Raw genomic sequence first — 18,528 nt, forward strand, 5'->3', positions numbered from 1 at the left:
GATATCTCTGAGCCTCACATCCCAAGACAATGACCGGCGCTCAGCCCAAATAATCGATGGTAATCAACGGTGTCAATATGCCTGCCAAACTAGCCAGTGTTATCCATTGCCGCCAGCCCAGGCGTGCCAACCAATCTTGACGCAGGGGTGGCGTTGCCAGTTGCCCTACGGCGACGGTGCCCGTAAGCAGCAGCGTCAGAAAAATGAATACCAGCCCACGGCTCCATGCATTGAATTCGATATGCAGCACATTGGCGTAATACAGTCGCATCAGAATGTAATAGGCCAACATAACCCAAGCGAAATGCGTGCGTTTTTTCAACACCTGATAGAGAATAAATGCGATGAACAGGCTGTGGCACACTGAGATCAACGGCGCTTCAATCGGGTGCCTGACACAGCCGTTATATACCGCCAGGTAAACATTAAAGATCAACTGTGCATAGACGGTATATATATACCAGCCATAGATGACTTTGAGTTTTTTGGGGGTTGGTGGTATAGGGCAATAGTCCGGTATCATTGAAGCCTCCTGAGCTGACTAGCGTTATAGCACCCAAAAACTAAATGAATTTGAAACGCCAAACAGGCTTTATTTTGGCCCCGAATGGGAACTAATCAAGGTATGTCAGGTCTGTATCGGACAATACGGCCTTTGGCGTTAATAGTTGAATTATAATGGTAATTCATTGATATGAAAGATTATAAAAATAGCCGTTTCGCAGCGTATCTGTTGATTTTTACGCTGGGCCTTTATTTTTTGCTTCCGCCAATGCTGGTCGCTTTCTTTTTTAAGTGGTTTAACTTGAACCCTTTCGTCATTATTCGATTTTGGCATTTTAATCCATTCTCCGCCGATCGGGGCATTCCCATTTATCAAACCTTTATATACGTATTCGTCGTATGGGGTGGGTTGAATGTTCTGGTTTGGGGAACGCTGTTTGCGATAGGGCGTTTGTATGCCCGGTTCACCAGACCTCGTTGAAGGTCACTGCTCAATGCTGTAAAAGTTGTAGATACTAAGCACCCTTCAAAATATAATGATAATCGTTATCATTTTTAACGAGGAAGGGTGAGAAGGGATAACCCCTTATGCGCCACCCAATCCGGTACGTACCTGTCACATTTACTCCTTTTCTATGGCCAGCCTAGAGCTGGCACTTTTTTTATTTTCAATAAGATATGTCCATTCTGACTATGGGGGCACCTGTGGGCTGAGTCACTTCGGAGGCTCATAAAAAGCCAACGTATAGTGTAAATCATTATGGATAAAGAGAGTGATTATCATTAGTATTTACATTTTGTAAGCCTCTGTGGACGCATTACTCGTTGTAACGGGCGAGCTGGCTCATAGAGTGCGATTTAATGATATTTACTAGGGATTACAAGCATGTCGATTATTTTTCCTGTCAAAAGGTCGCGTGTTTTATGTGCATTCGCGATCTTCCTGCCATTGACGTCGTTAGCTGAAGATACGTTGGTCGTCACGGCAAAAACCGCAGACACGGCAGAGGCACAAACACAAGGCTACCAGGCCACTACCAGCCAGGGAGCCACTAAAATCGATACCCCCCTGGTCCTGACGGCGCAGTCTGTCTCGGTGGTTACGCGCCAGCAGATGACCGATCAGAGTAGCCAGACGGTTAACGATGCGTTGAAATATGCACCGGGTGTCTTTACCAATTTTTCCGGTGGTGCGACGCGCTATGACACCATTGCGTTACGTGGTTTTCATGGTGGTGACGTTAATAATACTTTCCTTGATGGTTTACGTTTGTTGAGTGACGGCGGCACTTACAATGCCTTGCAGGTTGACCCTTGGTTCCTGGAGCGTATCGATATTATTAAAGGGCCCTCGTCGGTGATGTATGGGCAAAGCATTCCGGGTGGGTTGGTCGCGCTCACGTCCAAGCGGCCGCAGTTCGACACGCAGGGGCACGTTAATCTCAGTGCCGGTAACAACAGTACTAAAGGCGGTGCCTTTGATGTGACAGGGCCATTATCGGATCAATGGGCTTATCGCATGACGGGAATGACGCGCAGCAGTGAAACCATGTATGACCACCAGCGCGAAGAACGTTATGCTATTTCACCGTCATTACTGTGGCAGCCGGACGAAAATACCTCGCTGTTGTTAAAAGCCTATTTGCAAAAGGATCCTTCTGGCGGCTATCACAGCGCGGTGCCGGCTGATGGGAGCCTTTACTCAAGCTCAGGAGACAAACTGGGCCGAGGGTTCTTCGACGGCGAAAGCAGCCGTAATGTGTTCAAACGCTGGGAACAAATCTACAGCTACGTTTTCTCACACAGTTTTAACGATGTTTGGTCATTCCGGCAAAATGCCAGCTATACCCATTCCAATGTTGAATTACAGCAGGTATACCAGATTGGCTGGGATCCAGAACACCAATTGTTGAACCGCTATTACAGCGGTTCCGCGACCTCGTTGGATGCATTTGCTGTCGATAATCAACTTGAAGCTGATTTTGCTACCGGGTTGCTGGAACATAAAGTGATGCTGGGGCTGGATTACCAGCGCTTTCGTAACAATCTGTGGGATGAGTCAGCAGGGGCTTCTACGTTGAATCCCTATACCGGCGTGTCCGGTGGCGCGGGGTTAACCCATCTGACGCATACCGATTCCAGGCGTCACTATGAGCAGACGGGGGTGTATCTACAGGATGAAATCAGTCTGCGGAACTGGTATCTGAATCTGTCCGGCCGTTTTGACCGCATAGATTCAAAAAATACGGTGCTCAACACGGGCACTAGCGATGCGCGTAGTGATTATAACTTCAGCGGACGTGCGTCGTTGCTTTATCATTTTGATAGTGGTTTTTCACCTTATGCCAGTTATAGCACGGCGGTGACGCCGGAGGCGCTGCCCGATCAGAACGGACATATGTTGAAACCGAGCACCAGCGAGCAATATGAGGTGGGTTTGAAATACCAGCCGCCAGGCAGTTCATCAATCTACAGCGTGGCGCTTTATGATTTGACGCAGAAAGATGTAGCCAACCGCGTTGTGCAGCAAAGTTATTATCTGCCTGCCGGTAAGGTACATTCTCAAGGTGTTGAACTCGAGGCTCGCAGCAAGATCACCGATCGTTTCGATCTGATTGCTGGCTATACCTATAACAAAGTGAAGTTCAAAGACGCAATTGATGGCAACGACGGCAATACACCGTATTTGGTGCCAGAACAAATGGCATCACTGTGGGGAAAATACGCGACGGCTTACGGTGTGGAGGTGGGTGCTGGGGCGCGTTACATCGGTAAACAGTGGGCGGACAATGAAAATACGCTGCGTATTCCTTCCGTGACGCTACTCGATGCCTCGGTACGAATGAATTTAGACCGCGTTAATCCGTCGTTGAAAGGTGCCTATGTGCAATTGAACGTGAATAACCTGACGGACAGAGAGTACGTCGCTGCGTGTTACGGCACCGGTTATTGTTACTGGGGAGCGGAGCGTACCCTGGTGGCAACGGTCGGATACGATTTCTAAGGAAAAGGCAGTATCGCCCCGTCGGTGTTTGGCGGGGCGGTTTCTATAGCGCTAGAACAAGGAGAACATCAACACTACAGGCAAGCTCAGAGGCCAGGTCAAACCAATCGTTAATGCACTGATAAAACGAATCTTAATCGTGTCCCGACTGACCAGGTAGGTAAAAATCATAGAGACTAACAGGCCAATTAAATAAAAGTATTGTGTTGCAACCCACAGCGACGACATGAAACCGATCCCAGATGTATTTTTAAGCTGTGAATTCTAGGAGCTTAATTCTACATAATCAATGCTTATTAATTGTTTGTTCAATTTGTTATATATAACCACAAAGTATGTGGATATATGTCCATGCCGCTGGGTTTTCAGAGTATTCAGTAATGAGATGATTTGAAAATGTTAAGATAATGTAATATGTTGGTGTCATGTAGAACAACATGAGGTGCAATTATGAGCTTTTGGAGAATCGTATTTACCATCATCCTGCCGCCACTGGGTGTATTGCTTGATAAAGGCATCGGTGGGGCGTTTATCCTCAATATCATCTTAACCTTATTGGGCTACTTCCCAGGGTTGATCCACGCATTCTGGATCCAGACGAAGCAATAACTGTCTAATTTCCCGGTGTTTTCAATGGAAATGATTCCGTGAATGTCGCGTAGCACAATAGGCCCTGGCGTTTGTACATGCCGGGGTTTTTTATTTTATGGAACCCTAATGGATGTTGAGGCCATAGACAAACAGCCATGAAAACAGCATCGCCAAAAGGCCTGCGATAAAAAGGATAGAGATCATTTCCTTCATGTAAAACTTCCCTTTCGATTCTGGTGAAATTACTTCTTATTGTTTTTACATGAGATTTTAGATCGTAATGGGTATAAATCCTAGTTTTAATGTCAGCGAAGGAGTGCTTTTCCGCCAGGCCAGCCCTAAGTATTGGAGACTTTCCCTTGGATATTCCCGTATTAGTCAGCGGTAGATTGGTATTACGCCCATTGGAGCGTGCCGATGCTGGAGATATTCAGCGTTTGTTTCCACGATGGGAAATCGTACGTCATATGACATGCCAAATACCCTGGCCATACCCTGATGGTGCCGCGCTTGAATTTATCAATCATGTGGCATTACCGGCGATGGCGACAGGGACTGGCTGGTTTTGGTCTATCCGGCGCCAAGAGGATGAACGGCATTTGATCGGTGTGATTAACCTGAGTCTTGACGGTGGCAGCAACCGGGGTTTCTGGCTTGCCCAAGAATGGCAACGTCAGGGATTGATGACGGAAGCCAGTCAGATCGTGACAGATTACTGGTTCAATGTGCTGGAGCAAACTGTGTTGAGGGTGCCCAAGGCAAAGGATAACCTGGCGTCACGATCTATTTCTATGCAGAGCGGTATGCGTGTGGTCGCAACAAAAGAAAATGACTATGTGGGTGGCCGCATGCTTACGGAAATCTGGGAAATAACACGTACCGAATGGAGTGCGAGGAGGGATGCCCCATAAGTTAACTATTCGGAGCTATTGCTGAAAACGATAGGTGTGAACTATATACAACAGGGCATATAAGGCGTTTTGATTCAGGGCAGAGGATGCTGAGAGGATCACAGCACTCAATGAACGAGTTTGACGTAGCGCCTCCACGTTAAAGAGGGAATCAGTAATGAAGACAAAACCCACAGTTGTCCTGGTTCATGGATTTTGGGGCGGTGCAGCGCACTGGAGCAACGTCATTACCGAATTGTCGCGTAAGGGATATGACTCCATTCACGCCGTAGAACTGCCGCTGACATCGTTGGCTGATGATGCTGAACGCACGCGTAAGATGGTCGCACAGCAGGGCGGCCCGGTGCTCTTGGTCGGACATTCTTATGGCGGTGCAGTTATTAGTGAAATGGGTAATCTACCGAACGTCGTCGGGTTGGTGTATATCGCCGCGTTTGCACCGGACGCGGGTGAAAGCGCGGGTGGAATTACGCAAGAACATCCTCCCGTTGCGGCAGTGAACCTAATGCCGGACAGTGACGGTTATTTATGGATCAAAGCGGATAAATTTCACGAAAGCTTCTGTCAGGATCTTGCTGCCGATGAAGCTCTGGTGATGGCTGTGACGCAAAAGGCGCCGTTGGCCAGCACCTTCGGTAATGCTATTACTGAGCCTGCGTGGAAGCACAAACCATCATGGTATCAAATCTCCCGTAATGACCGGATGATTTCGCCAGAGAATCAACAGCGAATGTCAGCGCGGTTAAAAGCGAAAAAAGTCATTACCTTGAATGCCAGTCATGCCTCTCTCGCTTCGCACCCTCAGGAAGTGGCGGCTTTAATTGATGAAGCAGCGAAGGCTTCGTAAAGGTTGTTTGCTTCAAGGCCCCACTGCCGTGGGGTTTTTCATTATAGAGATTGACTGCTTAAATAATTTCTCTCCAGCTGCATCCAAAAGCATCTCCTCGTACGTATATCAGAATGTGAGGCAAAACTTTACCTCCCTTACCTTCGAGGAAATGGTCATGAAAAAGCTTATTACTGGCGTTTTATGTGCATCAGTCTTGTTCAGCGGTGTGTCTGCTGCTGCCATGATGGGTGATCAAGTTATGGTCGGTGGTGCAGCCATGTATCCGAGTAAAAATATCATCGAAAATGCGGTTAACTCCAAAGACCATTCAACCCTGGTGGCTGCGGTTAAGGCTGCTGGGTTAGTGGATACTCTGCAGGGGAAAGGGCCATTTACTGTCTTTGCGCCCACCAATGCTGCCTTTGCCAAATTACCGGCGGGTACTGTCGATAATTTACTGAAGCCGGAAAACAAGGCGTTGCTCACCAGCGTGCTGACCTATCACGTCGTAGCAGGCAGGTATGACATGAAACAACTGGAGAAAAAAATCCATGACGGCAAGGGAACAGCAGAATTGAAAACGGTGAATGGGCAACCTTTGTGGATCATGAACAATGGGCCACACAATATTCAGCTTAAAGATGGAAAGGGTAATATTGCGAATATCAGCACCTATGATGTGTTCCAGAATAATGGGGTGATCGATGTTATTGATACCGTCCTGATGCCTAAATAAATTGGGTCTATACTTGGTGCGGGCGGCCTGAGCGACAGCCCCCGCACCTTAATCAGGATGGGACATGACTGAACCCTTACCAGAACATGATGTGGCGATGATGAAAGCCATTGGACGTGGCGATCGCCAGGCTTTTGAACAACTCTATCGCCAAACGTCACCGCGTTTGTATGCCGTTGCCTTGCGTATCCTCAGGCGGCAATCTTGGGCAGAAGATGTGCTGCATGAGAGCTTCATCAGCGTATGGAATCGGGCAGCCAGTTACGATCCGCTGCTCAGTTCTCCACTGACCTGGTTGACACACATTGTGCGCAACCGCGCTATTGACTGGTTACGAAGTGCGGGCGGAAAGGCGGCAGAACGCGAGGATGAGCTGGTTGATTTTGATGGTGACGATGACAGTTTCGCTGAACCAGCCGAGGCGTTGCAACGCTCGCAAGAGGGAGAAAAGCTCACGGCGTGTCTGGATCATTTGCCCACCGATCAACGACAAAGTATCGTGCTTGCATATTATCAGGGAATGTCGCACGGTGAAGTTTCCGTTTATCTTCAACAACCGCTTGGCACGGTTAAAAGCTGGATCCGCCGAGCTCTCGACCATCTAAAAGACTGCGTGGGATTATGAAAAACCGGGGGGAGTATGACTCAGCCCTGGCTGCGGAGTATGCGTTAGGCACGCTGCGCGGCCCGGCGAGATTCAAACTGGAACAGCGAATTCGCCACGAGCCAGAGCTGGCCGCATTGGTGGCACGTTGGCAGCAGTTATTAGCGCCTCTTGATCACGCGTTGATCCCGATAACGCCGCCGGAACGGGTATGGAAGAAAATCCAACTTAGCCTGCCACCGCTGTCACGCCAACGCCAGTGGCGCTGGGATTATCTCGCCTGGGCACTCGCCGCGGGTTTGGCCGCGGTGGTGCTGGTGCCGCGTTTTATCGCACAACCGCCGGAGTTTACCCCTGCGTTGGTGCTGAGTAGTGGGCAACGCGGTAGCGAGCAGTGGATTGTCAGTCTCGACAAAGCGGTAAAACATCTGCAACTCACCCCAGTTAATCCACAACAAATTGCTGCGACAAACAGTCTGCAACTGTGGGCGATACCCGTCGGGGAAAAACCGGTGTCGCTTGGTGTGGTTGCGGCGAGAGACGTGACCAGGCTGACTTTGGATCAGCTTCAGTTGTCCAAAGGAATGACCATCGCCATCAGCCTGGAACCTGCGGGTGGATCCCCCACTGGACAGCCTACAGGGCCAGTTCTGTATGCTGGGCAGCTCGTTTCACTGTAGTGACTTATGGGCCGTTGCGGTGGTCATTGCGCAAGCGGATTAAACCGGCTTACAGTGTTCAGCCGCGTGCATTGCCAGATAAGCCTGAATGTTGTGGTCTCTGATCCCCAGCGTCGCTAAAATTTCTGCCATAAAGCTGACGGGGGCACTCCCCGGCGCTGTCACAATACGTTGATCGGTCACGGCATAAGGCACGTCTTGATAGTGCGCACCTCCCCGATAGTCCGGTACTGATGACAGGTTTTCTGCCGAATTAGAGGTATGACGGCAGTTATCAAGCACGCCCGCCTGTGCCAGTACCCGGGTTCCGTCGCAAATGCCTGCGACAACGATATTCTTGCTGTATGCCTCAGCCACCAGGCCATTAATATCAGGCGCTTCTTTTGTCTGCCATGCCGTACCACCGCAAATGATTAACAAATCAATGTCGTCCAACCGGATGGCTTCGATCGACAATTGCGGCGTCACAAACATACCGCTGGAAGAGATGACCGGGTCACCATTTGGGGCCGCAAAGCGGATATCAAAACCATAATAACCGCGGCAAGTTGAGTTGATTAAAGCCGTTTCCCAATCGGAAAAGTTGTCAGTAATAACGGTGATAGCGCGTTTCATTGGTGCGTCTTTCCCTGCATTTGTTGGCGTGGAGCGAGGCGTTACCCCACGCAGGAGTACCCAGCTTAAAGGCTGCCACTGCCAATTTCTGTCAGTAGGGTTTGTGACGTGCTATCTCATTGTCTTGCCAAGGCTGATATCAAAAAAATCCCGCACAGCGGCGGGATTAAGGGATGATAGCGACAAACTGGATTCTATTCTGATTTTGGTGTGGTGTGTGTCCAGATGGCGACAGTACCGCAGCTAAATTTCAGCGACAAGGGGAAAAGACGAAATGACGCAGGTATCAGAATATCCTCAACAAAATTGCGACGCATTTATCCCGCCAAGATCACGGAATGTTCGCAGAGAAGAGGATTGTGGGGCTGTAGGATAAGCGTCAGGCTTGGTGCCTTATCGTCGTTTAGGCTTGGTGCTGAAAGAACGTGCTTATCCTGCAAAAAAACAGCCGGCTAATGAGATTAGCCGGCTGCGATTCACAATGTTAATTACACGGTCTGCTTGTGGAATAGCTCGCGGAATACGGGGTAGATATCATCCGGTTCGCGGATATGCTGCATGGCAAAGTTTTCGAATTTCGCCTGCAAGTCTTCATACTCCCGCCACAGCGTCTGGTGGGCGCGACGCGTGATTTCGATGTAGCTGTAATAACGCACCATGGGCAGCAGTTGTTTTGCCAACAACTCATGACACAACGGTGAGTCATCGGCCCAGTTGTCACCATCTGACGCCTGTGCAGCATAGATGTTCCATTGCGCAGGATCGTAACGCTCTTCAACCACTTCGTTCATCAGTTTCAGCGCGCTGGAAACGATAGTCCCACCGGTTTCTTGCGAATAGAAGAACTCCTGTTCATCCACTTCTTTTGCCTGAGTATGGTGACGGATATAGACGACATCTACGTTTTTATAGGTTCTGCTCAGGAATAAATAGAGCAGGATATAGAAACGCTTAGCCATGTCCTTGGTGGCTTGGTCCATTGAGCCGGAAACGTCCATCAGGCAGAACATGACTGCCTGGCTTGAAGGTTCCGGTCTGCGCTCATAGTTTTTGTAACGCAAATCAAACGTATCAATAAAGGGTACGCTTTCGATTTTTTTGCGTAATTCAGCAATTTCTTTGCGCAGCCTTTCCTCTTCTAGCAGTTGCACCGGTTCGGTGTTTTCCATCTGGGTGAGTTCGTCCTCCAACGCATGTAACGTGCGTCGTTTGCCGGCGGTCATCGCAGTACGTCGCGCCAGCGAATTTTGTAGCGAACGGACCACGCTAATATTGGCCGGTACGCCGTTGGCGGTGTAACCAGCCCGATGGGTTTTGTATTCTGTAAGCTGCTTATACTGGTTCTTTTTCAGATTCGGCAGCGCCAGATCCTCAAACAGCAGGTCAAGATATTCGTCCTTGGAAATTTGGAAGACGAATTCGTCCTCGCCTTCACCGTCTTGGCTGGCGTTACCTTGACCGCTGCCCCCGCCCCCGCCACCCTGAGGGCGTTCGACACGGTCATTCTGCACGAAATGATCGTTACCTGGATGAACGCGATGGCGTGTCCCACCGCGACCCTGATGAAACATTGGTTCGTTGATATCACCAGTGGGGATCGAGATGGATTCTCCACTGTTTACGTCGGTGACCGAACGCTTGTTGATGGCTTCGGCAATCGACTGTTTGATTTGCGACTTGTAACGGCGCAAGAAACGTTGGCGGTTAACCATGCTCTTGTTTTTGCCATTAAGCCGTCGGTCAATAAAATACGCCATACATCCCCCAAACGACGTTGCCAACTTGCTATGCCATCTCCATGACGCTAATTCTCATTATATCCGCCATACTTGAGGCTGTATTTTGGTTGGTTTCCCGGCTTACCCCAGGCCACGTACTCTTTGTACGCACCCGGGGAAAGGCTCAGTTGCCGTCGATACAACCGCCAACGACTTTGGATATAGTCGTTATGAAGACTTCCTGACCCGCAGATACCATTCACACAACAGACGCACTTGTTTGCGGGTGTAGCCTTTTTCCATCATACGGTCGACGAAGTCGTCGTGTTTCTTCTGCTCATCCGTTGAGGTTTTAGCGTTAAACGAAATCACTGGCAGTAACTCTTCGGTGTTCGAGAACATTTTCTTCTCGATCACGGTACGCAGCTTCTCATAGCTGGTCCAGTTAGGGTTACGACCGCTATTATTAGCCCGGGCACGCAGCACGAAGTTGACTATTTCGTTGCGGAAGTCTTTCGGATTACTGATGCCAGCGGGTTTTTCGATTTTCTCCAGTTCAGCATTCAGGGACTCGCGATCGAACAGTTGCCCAGTATCCGGATCACGGTACTCCTGATCCTGGATCCAGAAATCTGCATAGGTCACGTAGCGGTCGAAAATGTTCTGGCCGTATTCCGAGTAGGATTCCAGATAGGCCGTTTGGATCTCTTTACCGATAAACTCGGCGTATTTCGGGATCAGATAGCCTTTCAGGTGTTCCAGGTATTTCTCTGACAAATCCTGTGGGAATTGCTCGCGTTCGATCTGCTGTTCCAGTACGTAGAACAGGTGTACCGGGTTAGCAGCGACCTCAGCGTGATCAAAGTTGAACACCCTTGAGAGGATTTTAAATGCAAAACGGGTGGACAGGCCGTTCATGCCTTCATCAACCCCTGCATAGTCGCGGTATTCCTGATACGACTTGGCTTTCGGATCGGTATCCTTAAGACTTTCGCCATCATAGACGCGCATCTTAGAGTAGATGCTCGAGTTTTCAGGCTCTTTCATGCGTGAAAGCACGGTAAAGCGAGCCAGCGTTTCCAGTGTGCCAGGGGCGCATGGGGCATGGGTCAGTTCGCTGTGATCCAGCAGTTTGTCGTAGATTTTTATCTCTTCCGACACCCGCAGGCAGTACGGGACCTTAACGATATAAACACGGTCCAGGAATGCCTCGTTGTTTTTGTTGTTACGGAAGGTCACCCATTCGGATTCGTTGGAGTGGGCCAGAATAATGCCGCTGAACGGCAGGGCAGAAATCCCCTCGGTACCGTTGTAGTTACCTTCCTGGGTGGCAGTCAGCAGAGGGTGCAGCACCTTGATCGGTGCCTTGAACATCTCTACGAACTCCATGATCCCTTGGTTGGCACGGCAAAGGGCGCCGGAATAGCCATAGGCATCCGGATCGTTCTGCGCGTGGTTTTCCAGCTTGCGAATATCCACTTTACCTACCAGCGCAGAGATATCCTGGTTGTTCTCATCACCCGGTTCTGTTTTGGCGATGGCGATCTGTTCCAGGATGGAAGGGCGCACTTTCACCACTTTGAATTTGGTGATGTCTCCGCCAAATTCATGCAGGCGTTTAGCCGCCCACGGGGACATGATGGTGCCGAGATAGCGATTAGGAATGTTATATTCTTTTTCCAGAATATTGGCATCTTCCTGCGGGTTGAACAGGCACAGCGGATGATCGTTGACCGGGCTGCGTTCGCCGTTGGCACTCAGTGTGTAAATCGGTACGAGTTGCATCAGCGCCTTCAGGCGTTCCGCCAACGATGATTTCCCGCCGCCCACAGGGCCCAACAGGTAAAGAATTTGTTTTTTCTCTTCGAGGCCCTGCGCGGCATGCTTCAGATAAGAGACTATCTGTTCGATAGCTTCTTCCATGCCGTAGAACTCTTCGAATGCCGGGTAGCGTGCGATCACGCGGTTGGAGAACAGGCGAGACATGCGCGACTCAAGCGCGGTGTCGACCATAACTGGTTCACCGATAGCCATCAGCAGACGTTCGGCCGCATTGGCATATGCACTGCGATCTTGCCGGCAAATGGTAAGAAAGTCCTGCAGTGTGAACTCTTCGTCCTTGGCAGCTTCGTAGCGCTGGCGATAGTGGTCAAATATGTTCATGGCGATGCCCGTCCTTTCGTTATTAGCACAGGTTAAAGGGAGCTAGTGATAGTCTTGTGGCCCCCGAAAGAAGAAGTTATCCCTGAGTACAGCAACCCGTATGCCAACTTGGTGCGCTTATAATCGCGAGTTGCGCTGTATTGCCACTGGCTCAGGATTCATTCACCTTCTGATTTAAGCTTAGTTTGCATACCGGAAAATTTCCTGCGTCATAAAAAGCTTTTTTTAAGTCATATCAATGACTCAGTTATTACAGGCGTATCAAATGCCTTGTCTGGCGCGGCCTGCGGCAAAAAACGTCACTGTTCTGCCATGATTAATTCATATTTCTGTTCTAAGTTATTCGATCTTAGTCGTTTTCCATTGTAAAGATTCAGCGCGTAACGAATTTTTCACATAAACTATGTCCGCAATTAACTCTGTTATTTATGGAAAAAGAACCAGTGAAGATTTTTCAACTCAAAACGCTAGCAATTATCGCTTCCGCAATGGTTTGTGCGCAAAGTGTTCAGGCAGGAACTTGGTCACTCGGTGCTTCCGCACTGGTTAGTCCGGACCCGTATCGTGGTTATCAGGACCGCGTGTACCCGGTACCCGTTATTAATTATGAAGGTGACGACTTCTACTTCCGGACGCTGACTGCCGGTTATTACCTGTGGAAAGATCAGGAAAATCAACTGAGCCTGATGGGCTACTACTCGCCGTTGGGTTACCGCCCAGGTGACAGCGACGACGATCGCATGAAGCAGTTGAACAAACGTCGCGGCACGCTGATGGCCGGCCTGGCCTATTCGCATTTTGCCGAGTGGGGCATCCTGCGGACGACGTTGACAGGTGATACGCTGAATTACAGCAACGGTATCGTCGGTGACCTGGCCTATCTGTACAAATTTGATCTGGACGCCTTTACCTTGGTACCCGGAGTGGGTGTGATGTGGAGCAGCAAAAACCAGAACAAATACTACTTTGGTGTGAGTGAAGACGAGTCTCGCCGCAGTGGTCTTGACAGCTACACGCCGAGCGATAGCTGGGCACCTTATGTTGAGCTGAGCGCTAACTACAAGATCAACAAGGATTGGGATGCCTTCTTTGTCGGTCGCTATGTCAAACTGTCTGACGAAGTGAAAGATAGCCCAATGGTGGATAAATCTTACACCGGGCTGTTGATGACAGGCGTGAAATACAGCTTCTAATCCAGCCATGCACAAATAGTGTGCAACACGCGCATCAAAAAGGGGCGTTTACGCCCCTTTTGCACACTCTTGGTGCGGTAACGGAAGGCGGTCGTATTGACCGCACTAGGAAAAACTACGCGTTGCTACGGATGCGGAAGGTCACAGCCAAACGTGCCGGTTGTTCACCTGCGGCCACCAGAGGCTTGCTGACGCGACCTGTTTCCACGCAAACCATGGTTTTATAACCGTCGTTTGGCATATCTGCCATGCTGCAAGACAATTCCACCCCTGGATTCCAGGCAATCACATCACTCATATGGTGATGATGAACCTCAATGGTGCGCCGCAGCGATGCGTCCTTAATCAGACTGTAAGCATCTGGCTTGGTGTAAACCCGGTCAGTTTGCCCCACGAAGGTCACATCGCCCACCTGGCGTGCTTCTGAACCACCCGCGACCTTATCGATATAAGTCTCACCGAGACCGGCAACGTTAACTTGTGCAATATCACCGATCTGGAAATACGTGTGCAGCGCAGCAGTTGCCTTATAGTCACCATGTGACTCCAGCTCTATCTCGCATTCTTCACCCAGCTTAAAGCGAGCAATCAGCGTAAAGGCATGGGGCCACAGGCTACGAGTTTGCTCATTGTCTTTCAGCGTGAATGTCAGTATGACGCCGTTCTCGTCTTCGTCATGCGCCGTCAGGCTCCACGGTTGATTGCGGGCGAAGCCGTGTGAGGGTTTTGCCACCGGGCCAAACCAGGGCCAGCAAATAGGCACGCCACCGCGGATGGCATTGCCTTTTTTAAACGGCGTGTTGTTGCTCAGCCAAATAGCCGGTTTTTCACCGCTAGGTTGCCAGGCCAACAGATGTGCGCCTTGCAACGAGATTGCTGCGCGTACTTTGGGGTGGGAAACGACCACCACAGGCAGTTCGTCGAGTTGACGTTGGCTGATGTAAGGTGAAATTTGTTCGGTAACGGGTAGGGTGAAAATCTTTTCGTTCATCAGATTGCCTTTTGTTCGCCGTAGAAACAAAAAAGGGCGACACAAATGTCGCCCTCATCATCACTTAACATCAATCCATTATTTGGAGATGTGAGCGATCAGATCCAGAACCTTGTTGGAATAGCCAGTTTCGTTGTCGTACCAAGAAACCAGTTTCACGAAGGTGTCGCTCAGTGCGATACCGGCTTTGGCATCGAATACAGAAGTCAGAGTTTCACCGTTGAAATCGGTAGAAACTACTTCGTCTTCGGTGTAACCCAGAACGCCTTTCAGCTCGCCTTCAGAAGCCGCTTTGATAGCAGCACAGATTTCTTTGTAAGACGCTGGTTTTGCCAGACGAGCAGTCAGGTCAACCACAGACACGTTCGGAGTTGGAACGCGGAACGCCATACCGGTCAGTTTGCCGTTCAGTTCTGGGATAACTTTACCTACAGCTTTAGCTGCACCGGTAGAAGAAGGGATGATGTTCTGGGATGCGCCGCGGCCGCCGCGCCAGTCTTTGTGAGACGGGCCATCAACAGTTTTCTGAGTTGCGGTAGTTGCATGCACAGTGGTCATCAGCGCTTCAACGATGCCGAACTTGTCGTTGATAACTTTAGCCAGTGGTGCCAGGCAGTTGGTGGTACAAGAAGCGTTAGAAACGATTTCCTGACCTGCATAGGATTTGTGGTTCACACCCATAACGAACATTGGGGTGTCGTCTTTGGATGGGCCAGTCAGAACAACTTTCTTAGCGCCTGCAGCGATGTGTTTACGTGCAGTTTCGTCAGTCAGGAACAGGCCAGTTGCTTCAGCAACGACGTCAACGTTGACTTCGTTCCACTTCAGGTTAGCCGGATCTCTTTCTGAGGTACAACGGATGGTTTTGCCGTTAACAACCAGGTGGCCGTCTTTAACTTCTACAGTGCCGTTGAAGCGGCCGTGAGTAGAGTCATATTTCAGCATGTAAGCCATGTACTCTGCGTCTAACAGGTCGTTGATTGCAACGATTTCGATGTCAGAACGTTCTTGAGCAGCACGAAAAACAATGCGACCGATACGGCCAAAACCGTTGATACCTACTTTGATAGTCATATATTCCACCAGCTATTTGTTAGTGAATAAAAGGTTGCTTGTAAAATTACAAAAACCTTACCAAGCGTCAAGCGGAATCGTGTCAATTCTTGCTGCAAATCAAACCTGAGACGTTGGTTTGAGTGCTTATTGCACATTCCGTTTGCGTTCGGCCTCATCCGTTATATGGGGTCAAACCGCCAAGTATAAAGTCAGTCCGTTTAAGATGTGTGATCGGCATCACATATTGCCGTGACATGGCCTTTATGGCCTACAGTTTAGGCCAAAAATCGCTGCAGTGTTGTTAATTTTTTGTTATTATTACTCATTGTTTTCGTTGACATTATCCACATTCAGAGAATCGCACAAATGGCTAAAGAGACAACCCCTGACCATCCGGGCACGGAACTGAATGAAATCCAACGTTATGTGACGCAAGAGCGTGGTACCGAGGCTCCGTATTCCGGTAAATTACTGCACAACAAACGCGAGGGCGTGTACCATTGTCTGTGCTGTAACCAACCGCTGTTCTACTCCGACAGCAAGTATGACTCCGGTTGTGGCTGGCCAAGCTTCTATGAGCCAGTATCTGACGATGCTATTCGTTATCTTGATGATAATACACACAATATGCACCGTGTTGAAATTCGCTGTGGTCACTGCGACGCACATTTAGGGCATGTTTTCCCGGATGGCCCGCAACCGACCGGCGAGCGTTTTTGCGTTAATTCCGCGTCGCTGAGCTTTACTGACGGCGAGAACGGCGAAAAAACGGCAGGCTAACGATTATTCCGTTAGAAAAATCGATTCAGCTAATTATTCTTCCACGAGTGAGGAAATGCTCTGATGGACGTGAAAGACTTGATTGCCGCCATGACGCCGGAAATCTATCAACGCCTGGTATTGGCTGTTGAGTTAGGTAAATGGCCGGATGGCGTCGCGTTGACCCCGGAACAAAAAGAAAATAGCCTGCAGGCGGTGATGCTGTGGCAGTCATTGCACAATACGGATCCTCAGCATATGAGCATCGGCACTGATGGCCAGATAGTGATGAAGAGTAAGCAAGAACTGAAACAGCAGTTCATTGCTGAACCGCTGGTGAAGTTAAAACCACAGTGAATCTGACAACGGGGCGATGCTGCCATCGCCCCGTTGATTTAGCGTTTCCCGTTGTTAATCCCCAATGATTCCGCCAATTGATGCGCCAACCGGTTATTGTCATCCGCGCCGTATTCCCAGAACATGGCGCCACCGAGTCCTTTGCTTTTGATGTAGTCCGCTTTGAGCTCAACCGAGCGTGGGTTCTCATACGAAATGGCAAACAGCGGTTTGCCTTCGGCAGATTTCATCGTCAGATAAGGTACCTGAGCGTCGCTGTCCCAATGGGCGGTGAAGCGCCGCTGCGGATCGTTTAACAGTTTGCTGACGATATCGTTATATTTAAAGTAACTGTCCTTGGTGAGGTCCAATCCTATGGATTTGAACACGGCAGTTTCACGTGCAGTGAAATAGGGCTGGGTGACAGGGTTTTTAGCTGCGTCTGGTTTGTCCCAATCTATACCCGGTTCGGTCGCCCGTTTTGGCACCCGGCCATAGAAACCAATCCCCAGGTTTAATTGCGCGGGCTTCAACCCTGCTGCCAAATAGTTATCCACGACAAAATTGGCGCTGTAACGATCGGCAGCCGCGACGGTTGGCCACTGTTTGGAATCATACAGGTTGGCGTTGAAGTATTGAGTGCCGTACGCCATGTCATAGGTCATCAGGTTGATATAGTCGAGATAGGGTGCAATGCCCTTAACATCGACCCACTCTTGTGGGCTTTTCACATTGGCGCCGACGGCGATGGTCAGCAATTTGCCGTTATCCAGCGCCTTACGCAGCTCCCCTAACAACAGGGTAAAATTAGCGCGATCCGCCGGCTGGCTTTCGACCAGTCCCCAGGCACCGTTAACCGGGTATTCCCAGTCGAGATCGATGCCGTCCAGTTGGTACTGTTTAATGATCTGTTGCACCGAACGGATAAAAACGGCGCGGCTTTCAGGTGTTGCTGCGGCACCGGAGAACCCGCGGGCGCCCCAGCCACCAACGGACAGCAGCACTTTCAGTTCAGGGTTTTGCTTACGCAGAACGGGCAGCAATTGCAGATCGGCCATCACCTTGGGTGACAGATAAATTTGGTGCAGACGAGCAGGGTCTTTTAGTGCCGGGTGGGTTTCCTGCTTCTCGTCGTTATAGATCAGGCCGAAAGAGTAATTGAGGTGGGTGATTTGTGTGACGTCCAGCTTATTGATATCGCCGCCAGGGCCGGCGGTAACGTCACCCCCACCGTTGAAATAACCAACGGACAGATAAGAGGCCGCGTGAGCCATGCTGGTTCCAGCCATACCAAGCTGTACCGCTACCAGTAAAGGCAGCAGTTTACGGGTTAAAGCCATGTAATCTCCTTTGGTCGACAAGGCCGACCGAAACCGCCTGAGGCGGTAACATAAAGCCGGGCTCAAAGGGCCCCGGATGCGTATAACTCATTGATGCAATGCATCAGTGGTCATAACAGCAAATGCGCTGGATACGAACAAGATGTAATCACATGAGAATGGTTGGAATGTGAGCGGTGTCGAGGTTTCTAGCGGAGTGGAGATGGGCGTGTTTCACGCCCGTTTATATCATTGTGCAATAAACTGTGACAGTGTCACGATTTGAGCGCCAGCCTGTTGCATGGCCTGAAGGGCTTTCTGGCTGTCGTCTGGCTGCAAATTGACACCGCGGCAACCGTCGATAATTACCGATGTTTGATACCCCAGCGCTAATGCATCCAGTACGCTAAATTTCACACAGTAGTCAGTTGCTAATCCCATGATGGCAAGGTGAGTGACATTCTGTGCTTTCAACCACGCGTCCAGTTCAGTGTGTGAACGGTGGCCGTTGTCGAAAAA

At 49.8% G+C, this 18,528-nt stretch carries 20 protein-coding genes; 11 read left to right on the forward strand and 9 right to left on the reverse strand.

Translation table 11 applies throughout. The annotated features are described in order from the left end of the window. Positions 1-40: 40 nt before the first annotated feature. Entirely contained in the window at positions 41-523 is a 483-nt protein-coding gene (locus AC2FCQ_RS01285; RefSeq protein WP_265553607.1) for a hypothetical protein, read from the reverse strand. Positions 524-694: 171 nt separating this feature from the next. On the opposite strand from AC2FCQ_RS01285, the gene AC2FCQ_RS01290 reads away from it, so the two are divergent. Together AC2FCQ_RS01290 and AC2FCQ_RS01295 are read left to right on the forward strand one after the other, a co-directional pair. After that, the gene (locus AC2FCQ_RS01290) at positions 695-985 is read left to right on the forward strand and encodes a hypothetical protein (protein ID WP_209633939.1); all 291 of its coding nucleotides are present in this window, start codon (positions 695-697) and stop codon (positions 983-985) included. A gap of 405 nt (positions 986-1,390) precedes the next feature. Then, positions 1,391-3,508 carry a TonB-dependent siderophore receptor gene (locus AC2FCQ_RS01295; RefSeq protein WP_490308214.1) on the forward strand — a complete coding sequence of 706 codons (2,118 nt, stop codon included), beginning with the start codon at positions 1,391-1,393 and terminating at the stop codon, positions 3,506-3,508. Positions 3,509-3,559: 51 nt separating this feature from the next. Here the strand turns inward: AC2FCQ_RS01295 and AC2FCQ_RS01300 are convergent, their stop codons facing one another. Further along, positions 3,560-3,736, reverse strand: a complete 177-nt coding sequence (locus tag AC2FCQ_RS01300; protein ID WP_012145459.1) for a GhoT/OrtT family toxin — start codon at positions 3,734-3,736, stop codon at positions 3,560-3,562. Between the two features lie 222 nt (positions 3,737-3,958). Here AC2FCQ_RS01300 and AC2FCQ_RS01305 point away from each other — a divergent pair, with 222 nt between their 5' ends. The 6 genes from AC2FCQ_RS01305 (at position 3,959) to AC2FCQ_RS01330 (ending at position 7,859) form a co-directional block, all read left to right on the forward strand. Beyond that, on the forward strand, positions 3,959-4,117 hold the full coding sequence (locus AC2FCQ_RS01305; RefSeq protein WP_006322621.1) for a YqaE/Pmp3 family membrane protein: 159 nt from the start codon (positions 3,959-3,961) through the stop codon (positions 4,115-4,117). Positions 4,118-4,458: 341 nt separating this feature from the next. After that, positions 4,459-5,010 (forward strand): GNAT family N-acetyltransferase, encoded by a 552-nt coding sequence (locus AC2FCQ_RS01310; RefSeq protein WP_490308215.1) that lies wholly within the window; start codon positions 4,459-4,461, stop codon positions 5,008-5,010. 157 nt (positions 5,011-5,167) lie between these two features. Further along, the gene (locus tag AC2FCQ_RS01315) at positions 5,168-5,857 is read left to right on the forward strand and encodes an alpha/beta hydrolase (RefSeq protein ID WP_490308216.1); all 690 of its coding nucleotides are present in this window, start codon (positions 5,168-5,170) and stop codon (positions 5,855-5,857) included. A 157-nt stretch (positions 5,858-6,014) separates the two neighbouring features. Then, on the forward strand, positions 6,015-6,575 hold the full coding sequence (locus AC2FCQ_RS01320) for a fasciclin domain-containing protein (RefSeq protein WP_209633935.1): 561 nt from the start codon (positions 6,015-6,017) through the stop codon (positions 6,573-6,575). 64 nt (positions 6,576-6,639) lie between these two features. Further along, positions 6,640-7,200 carry an RNA polymerase sigma factor gene (locus tag AC2FCQ_RS01325; protein ID WP_490308217.1) on the forward strand — a complete coding sequence of 187 codons (561 nt, stop codon included), beginning with the start codon at positions 6,640-6,642 and terminating at the stop codon, positions 7,198-7,200. Then, the gene (locus AC2FCQ_RS01330; protein WP_404759432.1) at positions 7,197-7,859 is read left to right on the forward strand and encodes an anti-sigma factor; all 663 of its coding nucleotides are present in this window, start codon (positions 7,197-7,199) and stop codon (positions 7,857-7,859) included. The genes AC2FCQ_RS01325 and AC2FCQ_RS01330 overlap by 4 nt, the downstream gene beginning before the upstream one ends. A 39-nt stretch (positions 7,860-7,898) precedes the next feature. On the opposite strand, the gene AC2FCQ_RS01335 is transcribed toward AC2FCQ_RS01330, so the two are convergent. From AC2FCQ_RS01335 to yeaG, 3 genes are all read right to left on the reverse strand, one after another. Next, positions 7,899-8,474 (reverse strand): type 1 glutamine amidotransferase family protein, encoded by a 576-nt coding sequence (locus AC2FCQ_RS01335; RefSeq protein WP_490308218.1) that lies wholly within the window; start codon positions 8,472-8,474, stop codon positions 7,899-7,901. 488 nt (positions 8,475-8,962) lie between these two features. Continuing rightward, entirely contained in the window at positions 8,963-10,231 is a 1,269-nt protein-coding gene (locus AC2FCQ_RS01340; RefSeq protein WP_490308219.1) for a YeaH/YhbH family protein, read from the reverse strand. A 189-nt stretch (positions 10,232-10,420) separates the two neighbouring features. Beyond that, entirely contained in the window at positions 10,421-12,355 is a 1,935-nt protein-coding gene (gene yeaG / locus AC2FCQ_RS01345; RefSeq protein ID WP_209633930.1) for a protein kinase YeaG, read from the reverse strand. 428 nt (positions 12,356-12,783) lie between these two features. On the opposite strand from yeaG, the gene AC2FCQ_RS01350 reads away from it, so the two are divergent. Next, positions 12,784-13,548 carry a MipA/OmpV family protein gene (locus tag AC2FCQ_RS01350; protein WP_265553586.1) on the forward strand — a complete coding sequence of 255 codons (765 nt, stop codon included), beginning with the start codon at positions 12,784-12,786 and terminating at the stop codon, positions 13,546-13,548. A gap of 115 nt (positions 13,549-13,663) precedes the next feature. On the opposite strand, the gene AC2FCQ_RS01355 is transcribed toward AC2FCQ_RS01350, so the two are convergent. Continuing rightward, a complete protein-coding gene (locus AC2FCQ_RS01355) occupies positions 13,664-14,539 on the reverse strand; it encodes a D-hexose-6-phosphate mutarotase (protein ID WP_490308221.1) in 876 nt (291 codons plus the stop codon). 78 nt (positions 14,540-14,617) lie between these two features. After that, complete coding sequence (gene gapA / locus AC2FCQ_RS01360; RefSeq protein WP_012145453.1) at positions 14,618-15,613, reverse strand: glyceraldehyde-3-phosphate dehydrogenase; 996 nt, start codon at positions 15,611-15,613, stop codon at positions 14,618-14,620. Positions 15,614-15,961: 348 nt separating this feature from the next. On the opposite strand from gapA, the gene msrB reads away from it, so the two are divergent. Further along, complete coding sequence (gene msrB, locus AC2FCQ_RS01365) at positions 15,962-16,375, forward strand: peptide-methionine (R)-S-oxide reductase MsrB (protein WP_037419703.1); 414 nt, start codon at positions 15,962-15,964, stop codon at positions 16,373-16,375. A 63-nt stretch (positions 16,376-16,438) separates the two neighbouring features. Next, positions 16,439-16,711, forward strand: coding sequence for a YeaC family protein (locus AC2FCQ_RS01370; RefSeq protein ID WP_037419701.1), 273 nt, complete (start codon positions 16,439-16,441; stop codon positions 16,709-16,711). Between the two features lie 38 nt (positions 16,712-16,749). On the opposite strand, the gene chiD is transcribed toward AC2FCQ_RS01370, so the two are convergent. Both chiD and AC2FCQ_RS01380 read right to left on the reverse strand, forming a co-directional pair. After that, on the reverse strand, positions 16,750-18,030 hold the full coding sequence (chiD, locus tag AC2FCQ_RS01375) for a chitinase ChiD (RefSeq protein WP_490308223.1): 1,281 nt from the start codon (positions 18,028-18,030) through the stop codon (positions 16,750-16,752). Between the two features lie 228 nt (positions 18,031-18,258). Next, positions 18,259-18,528: isochorismatase family protein (locus tag AC2FCQ_RS01380; RefSeq protein WP_490658439.1), on the reverse strand; the 270-nt coding region annotated here is incomplete at its 5' end.

This window comes from Serratia sp. CoH_134_PS_4 (assembly GCF_058190535.1).